16 protein-coding genes are annotated in these 15,658 nt (G+C 72.1%); 5 read left to right on the top strand and 11 right to left on the bottom strand.

Going from position 1 to position 15,658, the window contains the following annotated elements:
* Positions 1 to 2 precede the first annotated feature (2 nt).
* The gene (locus AMK26_RS31165; protein WP_073758832.1) at positions 3 to 458 is read right to left on the bottom strand and encodes an archease; all 456 of its coding nucleotides are present in this window, start codon (positions 456 to 458) and stop codon (positions 3 to 5) included.
* 155 nt (positions 459 to 613) lie between these two features.
* On the opposite strand from AMK26_RS31165, the gene AMK26_RS31160 reads away from it, so the two are divergent.
* Positions 614 to 808, top strand: a complete 195-nt coding sequence (locus tag AMK26_RS31160; protein ID WP_073758831.1) for a hypothetical protein — start codon at positions 614 to 616, stop codon at positions 806 to 808.
* Positions 809 to 825: 17 nt separating this feature from the next.
* Here AMK26_RS31160 and AMK26_RS31155 read toward each other — a convergent pair whose 3' ends face one another.
* Genes AMK26_RS31155 through AMK26_RS31140 form a run of 4 tightly spaced genes read right to left on the bottom strand, consistent with a single transcriptional unit; the run spans position 826 to position 4,654 of the window.
* Entirely contained in the window at positions 826 to 1,284 is a 459-nt protein-coding gene (locus AMK26_RS31155; RefSeq protein WP_073758830.1) for a MaoC family dehydratase, read from the bottom strand.
* Between the two features lie 10 nt (positions 1,285 to 1,294).
* A complete protein-coding gene (locus AMK26_RS31150) occupies positions 1,295 to 2,842 on the bottom strand; it encodes an acyl-CoA synthetase (RefSeq protein ID WP_073758829.1) in 1,548 nt (515 codons plus the stop codon).
* A gap of 11 nt (positions 2,843 to 2,853) precedes the next feature.
* Positions 2,854 to 3,741, bottom strand: a complete 888-nt coding sequence (locus AMK26_RS31145) for an amidohydrolase family protein (protein ID WP_073758828.1) — start codon at positions 3,739 to 3,741, stop codon at positions 2,854 to 2,856.
* A gap of 1 nt (position 3,742) precedes the next feature.
* Complete coding sequence (locus tag AMK26_RS31140) at positions 3,743 to 4,654, bottom strand: SDR family oxidoreductase (RefSeq protein WP_073758827.1); 912 nt, start codon at positions 4,652 to 4,654, stop codon at positions 3,743 to 3,745.
* A gap of 181 nt (positions 4,655 to 4,835) precedes the next feature.
* On the opposite strand from AMK26_RS31140, the gene AMK26_RS31135 reads away from it, so the two are divergent.
* On the top strand, positions 4,836 to 5,300 hold the full coding sequence (locus AMK26_RS31135) for a MarR family winged helix-turn-helix transcriptional regulator (protein ID WP_443333199.1): 465 nt from the start codon (positions 4,836 to 4,838) through the stop codon (positions 5,298 to 5,300).
* A 75-nt stretch (positions 5,301 to 5,375) separates the two neighbouring features.
* Here AMK26_RS31135 and AMK26_RS31130 read toward each other — a convergent pair whose 3' ends face one another.
* A complete protein-coding gene (locus AMK26_RS31130) occupies positions 5,376 to 5,837 on the bottom strand; it encodes a DUF3237 domain-containing protein (RefSeq protein ID WP_073758825.1) in 462 nt (153 codons plus the stop codon).
* A gap of 456 nt (positions 5,838 to 6,293) precedes the next feature.
* On the opposite strand from AMK26_RS31130, the gene AMK26_RS31125 reads away from it, so the two are divergent.
* From AMK26_RS31125 to AMK26_RS31115, 3 genes are all read left to right on the top strand, one after another.
* Positions 6,294 to 7,940, top strand: a complete 1,647-nt coding sequence (locus AMK26_RS31125) for an ABC transporter substrate-binding protein (RefSeq protein ID WP_073758824.1) — start codon at positions 6,294 to 6,296, stop codon at positions 7,938 to 7,940.
* Positions 7,941 to 7,972: 32 nt separating this feature from the next.
* Positions 7,973 to 9,424: an amidase gene (locus AMK26_RS31120; protein WP_073758823.1), complete on the top strand. Its 1,452-nt coding sequence runs from the start codon at positions 7,973 to 7,975 to the stop codon at positions 9,422 to 9,424.
* A 175-nt stretch (positions 9,425 to 9,599) separates the two neighbouring features.
* Positions 9,600 to 10,280, top strand: a complete 681-nt coding sequence (locus tag AMK26_RS31115; RefSeq protein ID WP_073758822.1) for a HalD/BesD family halogenase — start codon at positions 9,600 to 9,602, stop codon at positions 10,278 to 10,280.
* Between the two features lie 62 nt (positions 10,281 to 10,342).
* Here AMK26_RS31115 and AMK26_RS31110 read toward each other — a convergent pair whose 3' ends face one another.
* Genes AMK26_RS31110 through AMK26_RS31090 form a run of 5 tightly spaced genes read right to left on the bottom strand, consistent with a single transcriptional unit; the run spans position 10,343 to position 15,626 of the window.
* Positions 10,343 to 11,131, bottom strand: a complete 789-nt coding sequence (locus tag AMK26_RS31110; protein WP_073758821.1) for an ABC transporter ATP-binding protein — start codon at positions 11,129 to 11,131, stop codon at positions 10,343 to 10,345.
* Positions 11,124 to 12,119 carry an ABC transporter ATP-binding protein gene (locus tag AMK26_RS31105; protein ID WP_073758820.1) on the bottom strand — a complete coding sequence of 332 codons (996 nt, stop codon included), beginning with the start codon at positions 12,117 to 12,119 and terminating at the stop codon, positions 11,124 to 11,126. Before AMK26_RS31105 ends, AMK26_RS31110 begins: the two co-directional genes overlap by 8 nt.
* Entirely contained in the window at positions 12,116 to 12,985 is an 870-nt protein-coding gene (locus AMK26_RS31100; RefSeq protein ID WP_073758819.1) for an ABC transporter permease, read from the bottom strand. The genes AMK26_RS31105 and AMK26_RS31100 overlap by 4 nt, the downstream gene beginning before the upstream one ends.
* Positions 12,982 to 13,935 carry an ABC transporter permease gene (locus AMK26_RS31095; RefSeq protein ID WP_073758818.1) on the bottom strand — a complete coding sequence of 318 codons (954 nt, stop codon included), beginning with the start codon at positions 13,933 to 13,935 and terminating at the stop codon, positions 12,982 to 12,984. The genes AMK26_RS31100 and AMK26_RS31095 overlap by 4 nt, the downstream gene beginning before the upstream one ends.
* Positions 13,932 to 15,626 carry a CocE/NonD family hydrolase gene (locus AMK26_RS31090; RefSeq protein ID WP_073758817.1) on the bottom strand — a complete coding sequence of 565 codons (1,695 nt, stop codon included), beginning with the start codon at positions 15,624 to 15,626 and terminating at the stop codon, positions 13,932 to 13,934. The genes AMK26_RS31095 and AMK26_RS31090 overlap by 4 nt, the downstream gene beginning before the upstream one ends.
* Between the last annotated feature and the right edge of the window lie 32 nt (positions 15,627 to 15,658).

The raw sequence follows: 15,658 nt of genomic DNA, 5'->3' as shown, positions 1-15,658 counted from the left end.
GGTCAGACGTCGACCGTCACCGCGCACGACCATCCGTACGGATCCGGCGCCAGGTGCAGCTCGTGCCACGACACGGCCTTGGGCACGGCGCCGGTGATCGGCACGGACCGTACGTCCGTCACCGCCATCCGTACGTCCAGCCCGCCGTCCACCGTCTCCACCTCGACGTCCACCGGCACGTCGCCGTGCACCTCCAGCCGGAAGACGACCTCGTCCAGCAGCGCCGCCAGCAGGTCGTCGTCGCTGCCCTCGGCCACCTGCACCTGCCGTACGGCGGTCGCCCGCACCCCCGAGACGTCCGCGAAGCACTCGACCATCCCGAGCACCGCCTCCACCAGGCACTGCTCACGGCTCCCGCCCCACGCCTCGACGCGCACGTCGGCCGTGTGCGGCACCGCGCGGTGCCCGCTCGCCCCGGGGCTCCGGTCCAGCCTGTCGTCGTCCGAGTCACCGGCCATGACGACCGCGTGCCCTTCTCACCCCACCCGCATGCGTCCCTAGCGCCATCCGTTACGGCACGGGCGGCACGCGTCAGGCCCGAGCGCCGGTCACGGGGGCAGCCGACTGATGCTCCCGGGTCGCGGAGCGGGGAGCATCGTCGTAGACAGGGGACATGAGCGAGGAGAAGACGTGGTGGCATCCCGGCGAGATCGTTCCCGCCAGCGGGATCTACGAGTGCGACTGCGGCGCGGGGCACCACTGGAGCACGGATGTGAAGGGTCACCGCTTCCCGCCCCTGCCGTTCGGGTGTCCGGGCAGCTCGTGGTCGCTGAAGACCGAGGCCCACCCGGACGAGCCGTCCGCGTAGGGGAAGCCGAGGAGGCGTCAGGCGTAGTGGCGGTAGACCGCCTGGGCCACGCAGGCGGGCTTGTCGCTGCCCTCGACCTCCACTGTGAAGGTCAGTGGCATCTGTACGCCGTTGCCCTTGACCTCCTCGACCGTACCGACGGCGCCGTGCAGGCGGACCCTGGCGCCGACCGGCACGGGGCTGGGGAAGCGGACCTTGTCCAGGCCGTAGTTGACGCTCATGGAGATCCCGGTGATCCGCAGCAGTTCGTTGAAGAGCGGGATGATCAGCGACAGGGTCAGGTAGCCGTGGGCGATGGGCCCGCCGAAGGGGCCCTCCTTGGCCTTCTCCGGGTCGGTGTGGATCCACTGGTGGTCATCGGTGGCGTCGGCGAAGGTGTTCACCCGCTCCTGGGTGATCTCCCGCCAGGCGGTGCGGCCGAGGTCGGCGCCGCTCAGGGAGGTGAGCTGGTCGAGGCCATGGGCTGTGGTGGGCATGGGGTTCCTTTCAGGGGTGCGCCGGGTCGCTGGGACCGTCGGCGTAGGCGGCGCGCAGGGCGGGCTTGATGATCTTTCCGGAGGCCGTACGGGGAAGGGCGCCGGCGAAGACGACCGACTTGGGGATCTTGTACTTGGCGAGCCTGCCGTGCAGGTGGCCGAGGACGTCGGGTGCGTCGGCGGCGCGGAATCCGGGCTTCAGGACCACGACCGCGCGGCCCACTTCGCCCCAGACGTCGTCGGCGACACCGATGACCGCGCATTCGGCGACGGCGGGATGGCTCAGGATCAGGTCCTCGACCTCGGCCGGGTAGACGTTCTCCCCGCCCGAGACGAACATGTCCTTGACCCGGTCGACGATGTAGGCGTACCCGTCCGCGTCCGTCCTGGCGACGTCGCCGGTGCGCAGCCAGCCGTCCTCGGTGAAGGCGTCCGCGGTGTCGTCCGGCCGGCCCCAGTAGCCGGACATGACGTTGGGGCCGCAGACGAGGATCTCGCCGCTCTCGCCCGGTGCGGCGGCACGGCCGTCGGGCAGCACCACACGGGTGTCGGTGAAGAAGTGCGGCACGCCCGCGGAGCCTGCCTTGGCCGAGGTCTGCTCCCGGTCCAGGTAGAGCACCCCGGGGGAGGCCTCGGTCATGCCGTAGCCCTGGCTGAAGGCCAGGCCGCGCGCCAGGTACGTGGCGATGGTGCGGGCCGGGACCGGTGCGCCGCCGCAGTTGAGGGTGCGGAGGCTGGACAGGTCGGTGTCCGCCCACCGGGGCCTGGCGGCCATGGCGTCGTACATGGTGGGAACGCCGAACATGTACGTCACGCGCTCGGCTTCGACGAGCCCCAGGACGCGGTCGGCGTCGAACGCGCCGAGCAGCACCACGCGCCCGCCCTTGAGGAGCGTCGGCAGACAGGTCATGTTGAGCCCGGCGGTGTGGAACAGCGGGGCGACGACCAGGGTGACCTCGTCACCGGCCAGGTCGATGTCGACCAGGACGTTGACGCTGTTCCAGACGATGTTGGCATGGGAGAGGACGGCGCCCTTGGGACGTCCGGTGGTTCCCGAGGTGTACATGATCATGCACGGGTCGTCCGGGGCGACCGCCTCGTCCAGCGGCTCCGTCCCGCCGCCGGCGAGCAGCTCCTCGTAGCCGAGGGCGCCGGTCCCCGGATCCCCGAGGGCGACGCGGTGGCACACGCCCGCCTCCGCGGCGGCCGCGGCCGCGACCCCGGCCGGCTCCTGCGCGTGGACCAGGACGGTGCTCCCCGAGTCGGAGAGGTTGTACGCCAGCTCCGGCGCCGCCAGCCGGGTGTTGAGCGGGACGAAGACCGCCCCGAGCACACCGGCCGCGAACAGCGTCTCCAGGAAGGCCGGGTGGTTGGGGCCCAGGTACGCGACCCGGTCGCCCCGGCCCGTACCCAGGGCGCGCAGGGCGTGCGCCAGGCGCAGCACCCGCTGGTGCAGCTCCCGGTACGTCCACGTACGGCCCTCGTGGACGACGGCGATCCGGTCCGGGGTCTTGCGGGCCCGGCGGGCCGGCCAGGAGCCGATGCCTTGGTTCAACACGGCGACCCCTTTCAGTCCTTGAGGAGGCCGAGCAGGCGGGCGGCGTTGTCCTTCAGGATCTTCGGCCGGACCTCCGGCTTGATGTCGAGCTTCTCGAAGTCGGCGAGCCACCGGTCGGGGGTGATGACGGGGTAGTCGGAGCCGAAGAGGACCTTGTCCTGGAGCAGGGAGTTGGCGTACCGCACCAGCTGCGGCGGGAAGTACTTCGGCGACCAGCCGGACAGGTCGATGTAGACGTACGGCTTGTGGGTGGCGACGGCCAGCGCCTCGTCCTGCCACGGGAAGGACGGGTGGGCCAGGATGATCCGCAGCTGCGGGAAGTCCACGGCGACGTCGTCGACGAGCATGGGGTTGGAGTACTTCAGCCGGATGCCACCGCCACCGGGAACACCGGCGCCGATGCCGGTCTGGCCGGTGTGGAACAGCGCGGGTACGCCGAGCTCCTCGATGGCTTCGTACAGCGGGTAGGCGAGCCGGTCGTCGGGCGAGAAGGCCTGGATGCTGGGGTGGAACTTGAAGCCGCGTACGCCGTACTCCTCCACCAGGCGGCGGGCCTCGCGCACTCCCGCCCGGCCCTTGTGCGGGTCGATGCTCGCGAAGGGAATGAGGACGCCGGGGTGGGCGGCGCAGCTCTCGGCGATCTCCTCGTTGGAGATGCGCGGGTGACCGGTGGCGTGTTCGGCGTCCACGGTGAACACCACGGCGGCCATGCGGCGTTCGCGGTAGTGGGCGGCCATCTCCTCGATGGTGGGCTGCCGGTGGCCGTGGGACGTGAAGTACTCCTCGGAGGCGCCGAGCAGCTCGGGGCTCAAGGACCCGTGGCCGTCCTTGGAGACCTCCGCGTGGGTGTGCATGTCGATGGCGGTCAGCTGCGTGACGTCGAGCGCGAGGTCGCTCATCTCAGGCCTCCGGTGCCTTGGGCGCCGGGATGCCGTAGGTCTCCGGCTCGGCGCCGACGCCGTCGTACCACTGCGCCGCGATCGCGCCGGCGCTCCAGCCGCCGTCGGCGAAGGCGACCGCCTTCTCCTTGGGGTGCGCCCACAGGGCCAGCCGGTCGCCGCCGATGCCGATGGCCTGTCCGGTGACGTCCTTGGCGGCGTCGGAGGCCAGGAAGGTGATCAGCGCGGCGACGTCCTCGACCGTGCCCAGGCCTTCGTCCTTGCGCAGCCAGTCCGGCAGCGGCTCGCCGGTGCGCTCGGCTTCGGCGATGACCGGTGCGAAGGCCGGGATGGTCTTGGTCATCTCGGTGGCCGCGACCGGCACGACGGCGTTGACGGTGATGCCGGCCCTGGCCAGCTCCATGGCCCAGGTACGCGCCATGGCGACGATGCCGGCCTTGGCGGCGGCGTAGTTGGTCTGGCCGAAGTTGCCCCGCTGCCCGGCCGGCGACGATATGAGGACGATCCGGCCTCCGGTCGCCTGCTCCCGCATCCGGACCGCGGCCGCCCGGGCGCAGGTGAAGGTGCCGCGCAGGTGCACCTTGATCACGGCGTCGAAGTCCTCGTCCGTCATCTTCCACAGCACGCGGTCGCGGAGGATGCCGGCGTTGGTGACGAGCACGTCCAGGCGTCCGAACTCCCGCACCGCCGTGTCCACCAGCTGCTCGGCCGCCGTGGTGTCGCCGACCGCGGCCACCACACCGGTGGCCTTGCCGCCCTCGGCGGTGATGGCGGCGACCGCGGCGTCGACCGAGTCGCGGTCGACGTCGTTGACGACGACCGAGGCTCCGGCGGCGGCCAGTGCCCGGGCGTAACCGAGCCCGAGCCCCCGTCCGCTGCCGGTCACGACCGCGACTTTGCCGTGCAGATCCATGGTGTGCACCTCTCTGGTGGTGTGTGGGGGAGGGCCGGGCGCGCGCAGCGGCACGGGGCAGCCGGCCACTGAGCGATCGACAGGAATCCTGATGGTTTGGAGTGTGGTCGATGCTCAGGATTCCTGTCAATGGCCTAGGGTGGGCGCATCATCGAGGACCGGTCGGCAGCACTTTGGAGGCGTGGACGTGGAGGCAGTGGCGAAGTCCGGGACGGGGGGAGGGGTGAGCACGGGCGGCCCCTCGCTGCTCTATCTGGTCAAGCGGACGGAACTGGTCGTACGCGCACGCCTCGAGGAGCTGCTCAAGCCCGCCGGCATCACGGCACTGCAGTACACGGCCCTCACCGTCCTGGAACGGCACGACGGCCTGTCCGCCGCGCAGCTCGCCCGGGACTCCTTCGTCACGGCCCAGTCCATGGCCGACATGGTCCGCACACTGGAGAACCGCGGCCTGATCCGCCGCGAGCCCAACCCCCGCAACCGGCGCGAGAAGGTCGTCCTCCTCGCCGACGCCGGCCGCCGGCTGCTGGCCGAGTACGCCGAGCCGGCGCGGCGGCTGGAGGAGCGCATGATCCTGGACTTCGACGAGGAGGAGACCGCCCGGTTCCGCGACTGCCTGAACCGTGCCTACCGCGCGCTGTCCTGACGCGGGATGTGCCTGGCGGTGGCCGGCGCCGCCGGTGGCGCGGTGGGTGTCCCGCCGGCCACCGGCGGCGCCGGCCTACTGGAGCGCGTACATGCGAATGGCGACGACGTCCTCGCCCTCGGGGCGGGCGAGCCCCACGAAGACCGTCTCGGCGAGCCACCGGTGGGCGGGCGCGTCCGTCCGGAAGGCGGGGGAGGTCCGGTAGTAGTGCCCGGCCTCCGAGACCTGCAGGTCGCCGTCGTACTGGTCCGGGCAGTCGGACTTGGGCCGGTAGTAGCCCCGGTTGACGATGTCGATCACCGCACCGTCGTCGGCCTGGATCAGGTAGCGCGCGTCCAGCTCGCAGACCTCGCCCCGGGTGCTGCTCCAGTCGCCGCCGCCCGCCAGCACTTTTCCGCGCAGCAGCGGCCCTTCCACGCTGCCTCCGACGATGGGGGTGAATTCGGTGACCTCTCCGTCGCCGTGACCGATGTGGAGCGTCTCGGCGACTTGGGCGCGGATCTCGAACGCGAAGGTGAGAGCAGGTGTGAAGGACACGGTGGGACTCCGTTTTCGTGAGTGGGGCGCGTCGTGTCCGCCGGGGGCGGGACGCGCGGGGGCAGGGGCGTGAGAGGTTGCTCGACGCGTCGGCCTGCTGGTCGTGGGGAGGGAATCGCCGCTGCTCGGAGGCGGTCGGGCAGCATGGCCGCCGCGATCGTCGAGGCCGGGCGCGGCAGCGGGGAAGCTGCGGTGGCGTGCGCACAGCGGCGGTGTGGACGCAGAAGCTACCGGCCCCCGTGCCGTTGTGTCACCCCCGTCCATGTCGCACTGCCGGATCTGCCGAGAGGACGGCTCAGGGTCTTGACGCGTTTGCCCGCCGGATGCAAGCGTGACATGCAACAACGTTATATGACGTTCGTTTATGAAGGCTTGCCGCCATCCCCACGCCTCGACGGCGAGCGCTCCTCTCCCGCTCCCCCTCCCTTCCTCTCTCCCCGGCAAGGAGCATCAGCCATGGCTGCAAGAAGACCGGTGCTGACGGTGCTCATCAGCGTGGGTGTGCTGGCCACCACGTCCTGCACCTCCACGTCCAACGGATCCGGCGGCGCGCCCCGCCCCCTCCGGCTCACCACCACCACAACGCCCGGTACCGGCGCGGTGGACCGGGTCACCTGGGCACTGCCCTACGGCGAGCCCACGACCCTGGACCCGGCGAAGGTCGGTGACTACTCGCCCCAGACGGTCGAGGCGAACCTCTGCGACACACTGACGCGGATGAACGCGGACTTCTCCCTGAGCCCCGGCCTGGCCCGCAAGGTGACCTGGAAGGACAACCGCACCCTGGTGCTCGACCTCCGGGCGGACGTGACGTTCTGGGACGGCTCCCGCATGACGCCCGAGGACGTGATCCACAGCCTGGAACGGCAGACCGACCCCAAGACGCAGGCGCTGTACGGGAACTACCTCGCCGCGGTGACGTCGATCAAGGCCACCGGCCCGCACCAGGTGACCCTGCGCACCAGGACGTACGACCAGACCCTCCCCAAAGCCCTGTCGACGTCCTTCGGCGCGGTCAGCCGGAAGGCGTACGCCCAGAAGGCCGGCGCCGCCTACGGCACCGCCAAGGGCGGACTCATGTGCACCGGGCCGTTCAAGCTGGCCTCCTGGAAGTCCGGCCACAGCATCACCCTCGAACGCAACGACGCCTACTGGGACGCCCGGCTCAAGCCCAAGGTCGGCGAACTCGTCTTCACCTTCATCACCAACAGCAACACACTGACCAGCGCCCTCCTCTCCGGCGAAGTGGACGGCACCTACGAACTGCCGCCCAGCAGTGCCACCGCGCTCGCCAGGGCCGGCAACGGCGACACCTACCTCGGCCCGTCCACCCAGAACGTCCTGCTGGTCCCCGGCAGCGCCCAGTCCCCCGCCGCGGACCGCCGGCTCCTGGACGCCCTGTCGCTCTCCCTGGACCGGACCGCACTGATCAAGAACGTGTTCGGCGGCGACGCCACGCCCCTGAAGTCGCTCGTCCCGCCCCTCACATGGCGCGGCGACAAGGCGGCCGACCGGTACGACGCCGCCTACGCGGCCCTGCCGGCCGCCCCCGCGCCCGACCTGGAGCGGGCCAGGAAACTGATGGCCCAGGTCGGCCCCGTGTCACGGCCCCTGGTGGCGGCGATCCCGGCGGGTGACCAGAAGGGACTGCAGACGCTCACGTTCCTCCAGGCCGCCGCCAAGAAGCTCGGGGTCGACATACAGCTCCGGCTGCTGCAGCCCACCGAGATGTCCTCGCTCTTCTACGACCCCTCCATCCGCCAGGGCATCGACCTGATCCTCACCTTCGGGTACGTCGGCATGCCCGACCCCGCGGCGTACGTGGCGGAAATGGTCACCCCGCGCGGGTTGTTCAACTGGACCGGCTACGACAACCCCGCCGTGACCCGGCTCCTCCAGCAGGCCCGTACGTCCTCCGACCCCCAGGCCTCGGCCAAGGCCTTCGGTGAAGCCCAGGCCCTCTTCACCCCCACCGTCCCGGTGATCCACCTCGCCGCCACCCACGAACGGATGTACATGAACAAGCGCATCAGCGGCGCGCCCACCTCCTTCGCCTACATGGGCATGCCGTGGGCCGCGTACCTCGGCGGCACCGCGAAGTGACCCGCGCACCCCTCACCCTCAAGGAGACGACGATGAGCACCAGCAGCCCGGGCGAGAAGCCGCTGTGGGACCACTCCGCCGCCGAACTGGCCGCCGGCATCCGCGACAAGGCCTTCTCCGCCACCGAGGTCGCGCAGGCGTTCCTCCAGCGGATCGACGAGACCAACCCGGCCGTCAACGCCCTCGTGGACATCCGCCCCGAGGAGGCACTCGCCCAGGCCGCGGAGGCGGACGCGAAGGTCGCCGCCGGTGAGCCGCTGGAACCGCTGCACGGCGTACCGGTCTCCATCAAGATCAACACCTCGCAGCGCGGATACGCCAGCTCCCACGGAATCCCCGCCTGGGCCGGCGCCGTCGCCGGGGACGACGCGGCGTGCGTCGCCGCCCTGCGCCGGGCGGGCGCGAACCTCATGGGCCGCAGCAACAGCCCCGCGTTCGCCGTACGGTGGTTCACCGGCAACGACCTGCACGGCCGGACGCTCAACCCGTGGAGCAGCGCCCACACCCCCGGCGGGTCCTCCGGCGGCGCCGCCGCCGCGGTCGCGTCCGGGATGGTGCCCATCGCCCAGGGCAACGACATCGGCGGTTCCATCCGGTTCCCGGCCTACTGCTGCGGCGCCGTCGGCCTCCGGCCCACGGTGGGCCTCGTCTCCGCCACCGAGCCGGCCCAGGGAGCGGAGTTCGACGCCCCGCTCTCCTTCCAGACCATGGCGGTGCACGGACCGCTGGGCTGGACGGTCGACGACGTCCGGCTGGGCCTGCACGCCATGGTGACCCCCGACCTCCTGGACCCGGTCGGCCTCCCGGCGCGCCCGCCGCTCGGCGAGCCGCGCCCGGTGAAGGTCGCCGTCGTCCGCGACGCCGGACTGGCCAAGCCGCACCCGGCCGTGGAGGCGGCCATCGACAGCGCGGCCGCCTGGCTCGGCGAAGCCGGCTACGAGGTGGAGGAGGCCGAGCTGCCGCTGCTCGGCGAGGCGGCGCGGCTGTGGTCGCTGCTGCTCTACGAGGAGCTGCGCACGATGATGCCGGAGATCGAACGGTTCGGCGACGACACGGTGCGGCTCTCGCTCGCCTCGTCGTTCGCCGCGGCCACCGAGCACTGGGGCGAGCGGCCCACGCTGGAGGCCTACATCAAGGGCTACGCGCGGCGCGGCACCCTCATCACCCGGCTCCAGCAGTACCTCGGCGACGACCGGATCCTGCTGACGCCCGTGTCGGCCGAGCCCCCGTTCGAACAGGACGCGGACCTGGCGGGCGACGCCCGCGTACGCGAACTGCTCGCCGCGCAGTGGCCCATGCAGGCCGTCCCGGTGCTCGGCTTCCCGGCGATGTCGGTACCCACCGGCCTCCGGGACGGGCTCCCGTCCGGTGTACAGCTGATCGGTGGGCGGTTCCGCGAGAACCTGCTCCTCCACGCGGCCACGGAGATCGAGGCCCGCGCCGAGCGGACCCGGCCGCCGCTGGCGCCGTCCGGCGCCGCCTGAGCCGGGCGACCGGCCGCGACACGCGCATGCGCCCCCTCGCCCGCCCTCCGGGGGCCGGCGAGGGGGCGCGACCGTGTCCGGTCCCGACCGTGGGAGGTCATTCCGCGGCGGCGTCTTCCGGCCGTCCTGCGCCGCCCCGGCATGGGGAGTCGCCCGGCGGGGGAGGCCACCCCTCATGTTCGTGATCCCCCGCACATCGGCATCGGCCTCGGAGCAGGCCCGGCGACGATTCCTGGCCGACGGGTACGCGCCCCTGCGCGGCCTGCTCAGCCCGCGAGGACAGGCCGACCTGCGCGAGGAAGCGGCCCGGCTGGAGAAAGTCGCGCGCCGCCGCGACTTCGCCATGACGTGCATGGACGCATCGCCGCGCCATATGACCACCCTCGGCGGCCAGGTGATCGCCCAGGAGTCCCGCATCATTCCGGAGGCGTACGCCGACGAGGGGCTGCGCGCCCTGCTGTCCGCACTCACCGGGGACGAGATCACCGGCGTCCCCGATCAGGTCGAGCGGCACGTGCTGAACATCCTGCACCGCCGGGGCGACACCCACGGCGCCCACACCGACGACTACCCGTACGCCCTGGTGCTCTTCCTCGAAGCACCCGGCGCACCGGACGACGGCGGTCTCCTGGAGTACGTGCCCCGCGCCGCGTCACTGCGCGACCTCGACGCCCCCTCGGTCCGCGCGGTCCACCACCGGCCGGGCGACGCCTACCTGCTGCGCAGCGACACCACCGCGCACCGGGTCACCCCGCTCGCCCGAACCGGCGTGCGCCGCACGGTCGTCAACTTCGCCTACACCACTCCGTACGCCACGCGCCGGCCCACGCCCTCCGCCCGCGAGCTGTACGCCTGACGCATGACGAAGGGCGCTTGTCCGGCCCCCTGTGTGCCCGGACAAGCGCCCTTCGTCGTGCGTCAGGCCACGGCCTGGTGCGCCCGTCTGCGAGGTTTCCAGCCCGGCTTGGGGATGGAGCCGATCAGGCGGCGCGTGTACGCGTCCCCCGGGTGGTCCAGGACCTCCGCGACCGGGCCGTACTCGACGACCTTCCCGGACCGCATCACCAGGACTTCGTCGCTGATGTGCCGCACGGCGCCGAGGTCGTGGGTGATGAACAGCAGGGACGTCCCCGTGGTGGCCCGGATGCGGGCGAGCAGCCCCAGGATCTGGGCCTGGATCGACACGTCCAGTGCGGCGATCGCCTCATCGAGGATCAGCACCCGCGGTTCGGCGGCGAGCGCGCGGGCGATGGCGACGCGTTGGCGCTGGCCGCCCGAGAGGGCCTTGGGCAGGGACGTGGCCTGCCGCTCGTCCAGGCCCACCATGTCGAACAGTTCCGCGACCCGGGCCCGCAGCGCCTCGCCCCGCAGCGGCTGGTGCAGCGCGACGGCCTCCGCGACCGCGTCGCACACCCGCTGGCGCCGGTCGAGCGAGGAGTAGGGGTCCTGGAAGACCATCTGGATCTGCCGGCCCCGGGCACGCCGCTCACCCCGCCGCACGCGCCCTGGCCGGCGCTCGCTTCCCGCGACCACGATCCGCCCCCCACTGGGCGCCTCCAGCCCGGCGATCATGCGAGCGGTGGTCGTCTTGCCGGATCCCGACTCACCGACGACCGCCAGTGACCCCTGCTCGGGAAGGCGGAAGGTGACGTCGTCGACGGCGACGAAGTCGCCGAACACCTTGCGCAGGTTCGTTACCTCAAGCATGCGTGCCGGCCTCCTCGGGCGAGTGCGTGTGGGGGAAGTGGCAGGCCGCCGTGGACTCGCCCGCGGAACGCGGTGCGGGCCGCTCGACGCGGCACAGCTCCCGCACATCGGGACACCGGTCGCTGAAGGCACACCCCGCCGGTACCTCGAACCCGGACAGCGGCCTGCCCGCGATGGCCCGCAGCTCGGCGCCGGTGTCGCCGACCGCCGGGCGGGACGCGAGCAGGGCGCGCGTGTACGGGTGACCGGCCCGCGACCGCAGCAGGCCGGCCGGGAGTTCCTCGACGGTCGAACCCGCGTACATCACCACGACCCGGTCGCACACGGCGGCGGCCAGTTCCAGGTCGTGCGTGATGAACAGCATGGCGAGCCCGCGGGCTTCCCGGGCCTCGCCGATGATGGCCATCACCTCCTCCTGCGTCGTCACGTCCAGCGCGGTGGTCGGCTCGTCGGCGAGCAGCAGCCGGGGTTCGGCGGCCAGCGCGGCGGCGATCATGACGCGTTGCAGCAGGCCGCCCGACAGCTCGTGCGGCCGCTGCCGCATGCGCCGTTCCGCGTCGCCGATGCCGACCTCCCGCAGGATGCCGGTCACCTTGGCGACGGCCTCGGCGGCGGGAACACCGCGAGCGGTCGTCAGCCCCTCCACCAGGAAGTCGCCGACGCTACGGGCCGGGTTGACGTGCGCCCGTGGATCCTGGAACACCATGGCGACGTCGCCGGCACGGAACGTACGCAGCCGTTCCCGGGACATGCCGGGTACGGACTCGCCGGCGAAGAGCAGCTCGCCGCGCATCCGGGCGCCCTGGGGCAGCAGGCGCAGAACCGAACGGGCCGTCAGGGACTTGCCCGATCCCGACTCGCCCACCAGGGCGACGGCCCGCCCTTCGGCGATGCTCAGGTCCGCGCGGTGGACGACGGTCTTCAGCGTTCCGTCCAGGGGCAGTTCGAGGCTGAGCCCCTCGATGTGCAGCAGGGGGGAGGATGTCATGCGTTTTCTCCGAGCAGGCGGCGGGACAGCCCCGTTCCCAGCAGGTTGAACGCGACCACCACCACGAGGATGACGAGGCCCGCGTACAGCGACTGCTGCGGCTGGCCGGCGAGGATCGAGGGGGCCCCGTTGGCCACCATCAGTCCCCACTCGGGGTCCGGCGGCTGGCTGCCCAGCCCCAGGAACGAGATGGCGGCCACGTCGAGGAGGGCGTACCCGAAGCCGATGGTGGCCTGGACGAGAACGAGGGGCAGCAGATTCGGCAGCAGGTGCCGCAGCCAGATCCGAGGGGTGGGCGCCCCGAGGAGCTGGAGCGCAGAGACGTACGGCAGGTTGCGCTCCTTGAGCGCGGCCGACCGCACCACCCGGGTGATCAGCGGGAGGTACGCGATCGACAGGGCCACCACCGGGGCGGCGAGCCCGGCTCCGAAGACGGCGGCGGCGAGCACCGCCATGATCAGGCCCGGGAACCCGAACACCACGTCCAGGGCGCCGGATACGAACCGGTCGAGCCACCCCCCGGCCCAGGCGGCGGTCAGCGCGAGCAGCGTGCCGAGCGTGGTGGAGATCAGGATCACCAGGGCCGGGGCCGCCAGGCTGGAACGCGTACCGCAGATGAGCCTGGAGAGGATGTCGCGTCCGGTGTCGTCCGTGCCCAGCAGGTGCGCCCCGGAGGGCCCGGCGTTGACGCCCAGCGGGTCGACGGCGTTGGGGTCGTACGGGGCGACCAGCGGGCCCACCGCGGCCAGCAGGACGAACAGGGCCACCACACCGCCGGCGGCGAGCGTCACACGGTCGCGCGGGCGCCCGGTCCGGGCCTTGGCACCGGGTATGCGCGCGGTACGGCTGAACAAGGCGGTGCTCATCCGGTCCCCTTCTGTGCGGCCGCCCGGGGGTCGAGCGCGGCGCTGACCAGGTCGACGGCGGTGTTGATGACGACGAACACGACCACGAAGATCAAAGACACGGCCTGGACCACGGCCATGTCCTGCTTCGACGCCGCCTCGATCATGAGGGCGCCCAGGCCACCGGTCCCGAACGCCTGCTCGGCGACGGCGGCGGTGGCGATGAGGCCCGCGACGCCCACGCCGGACACCGCGCACACGGGGCCGGACGCGTTGTGCAGCACGTGCCGTCTGATGACGGTCCGTTCGGGTACGCCCCGGCTGCGGGCGGTCTCCACATGCTCCGAGCGCATCTCCGCGCGCACCGCCGTCCGGGTCACCTGGGCGACGTAACCGGTCCACGTCACCGCCAGCGCGAGCGCCGGCAGCGTCAGGTGCGACAGGGTGCCGGCGAAGCCCTCGCCGGAGCCGTACACCGGGAACCACGGCAGCTGGACGGCGAACACCCAGATGAGCAGGACCGACATGATGAACGTCGGCACCGCCATCGCGCCCGCCGTGAGCGTCGTGGCCAGCGTCTCGGTCCGCCCCCCGCGCAGTGCGGCGACCGTGCCGATGAGCGTGCCGGCGAGGAGGACCAGGACGGAGGCGTACGCCACCAGCGCGACGGTGTCGCCCGCGCGGGCGCCGATGAGGCCCGCGACGGAGTCGCGGTAGACCAGGGACTTGCCGAAGTCGCCCTGGGCGAAGCTGCTCAGCCAGTGCCAGTAGCCCGCGAGGAACGGATCGTCCAGGTGGTATTCGCGGTGGATCTGCTCCAGTACCTCGGGGTCGGGGCTGCGGCTGCCGCCGACGAGCAGCGTGGCGGGGTCGCCGGGGGTGAGGAACAGGGCGCCGTAGATGGCCAGGCTGGAGGCGAGGACGGTCACCACGAGCGTGCCCAGCCGGGTGGCGACGAACCGGAGCGTCATGGCCGCTCACCCCTGGTGGCGCCGGCGGGCAGGACGGTGAGGCGCAGGCGTGAGGGGTGGGCGCGGCCGGTCCGCAGCGTCTGGAGGCTCGCCTTGGGGGTGACGGTCAGCCACGGGTTCTCGGTGGAGCCGGAGTTGGGCAGGTGGTTGGGGAAGTCGCTGCTGGCGATCACGAGCGCGAGCCGGTGCCCCGGGCGCAGCCGGTAGCCGGTGTGGCCCAGCGCGATCTCCGCCTCGCCCGCGCCGTCGGCCGTGTCCAGCTGCGCGCAGCCCCGCACGATCAGCCGTGCGGTGCCGTCCGGGGCGAGGTCGAGGAGCCGGACGAACACATCGAACGTGGGCGCGGTGCTGTCCACGTGGAGCACCGCGTGCACGGGCCCGGCGAGGTCGAGCGGCGTGCCGGACGCCGGGCCGGTGAAGACCAGGACGTCGTCCCGGTCCGCCGTGGGGCGCTCGTCCGGATGGTCACGCAGCAGCATGAAGGTGTTCTCGGTGGCGGAGGGTACGAGGTCGTCCGGGTCGTACCGCCATTCCACGGATCCCGTGCCCGACGACGGCGCGGCGTCGAGGCGCCCGCCCGGCACCGGGCCGGTGGCCGCTGCCGGTTCCCCCAGGTACAGGTCGACCGGCGCGGCCTCCGGCGGCGGCCAGGCCGTCGCCGTACGCCAGCCGACGTGCCCGAGCTTCCACCGCACGCGCGGCAGCGACTCGGGCCGGGCACTGCCCTTGAGGAAGACGTCGAAGAACTCCAGCGCGGGCCCGGTGTAGGAGTCCAGCATGGTGTCGAGAGCGGCCTCGTCGGCCATGTGATCGGTGCCCGGGGTCACCGGGGCGTTCTCGAGGAAGTAGTTCTCGTGGTCCGTCGTGTCGGCGACCAGGTACTGCACCGCCGACCAGCCGGGGCGCCGGGCCAGTTCGGTGTAGTCCCGCATGTGGGCGATGCCGAGGTTGTCGAACCAGCCCACGCAGTGCAGCACCGGTACCGGACGGGCGTCGTAGGGGTGCGGTCCGTTGTACGGGGGCAGCGGGATGCCGCCGACGATCAGGTCGAAGCCCGCCGAGCGCTTCCCGATGACCGCGAAGGCCTGTTCGTACGCGGCGATCAGCGGACGCGTGGTGAGGTCGGCCTCGTACTCGTAGCTGTCGTTGTCGATCCAGTGGTGCGCCTGGTAGTCGGCGCCCTCCAGCCACAACGGCTGCCGGCCGGACCCGGTGTCGTAACTCGCCACCCCGGGGCCGTTGCTGGTGCAGGTCACCCGGGGCACGATCGCCCGGAGGGCGGGATGCTGGCCGGCGACCGCCGACCACTGGGTGAAGCCGTAGTACGAGTCGCCGAACATGCCCACGAGGCCGTTGGACCACGGCTGGTGCGTCACCCACTCGATGGTGTCGTACCCGTCGTCCACCTCGCCGGTCCAGCCCAGAGTCTCGCCCTGCGAGCGGAACTTGCCCCGGACGTCCTGGACCACCATCACGTAACCGCGTGCCGTGAACCGCTCCGCCACCTTCTCGAAGAAGACGTAACGGCTGTTCTTGTCGTACGGCAGGCGGACGAGCACGGTCGGGGCGGGGTCGGGGCGGGCGCCGTAGACGTCGGTGGCCAGCAGCACTCCGTCCCGCATGCGCACCATGTGCTGCTGCGCCTGCGGGGGGACGGGCTGGGGGGTGACGCGCTCGACGGCAAGGCTCATGGGCCCTCCACAGAGAAGAAACGCTGAGAAAA

Source organism: Streptomyces sp. CB03234, from assembly GCF_001905885.1.
GTDB lineage: Bacteria > Actinomycetota > Actinomycetes > Streptomycetales > Streptomycetaceae > Streptomyces.
The sequence above is the reverse complement of the archived record's forward strand: the minus strand, read 5'-3'. Positions and strand labels throughout refer to the sequence as shown.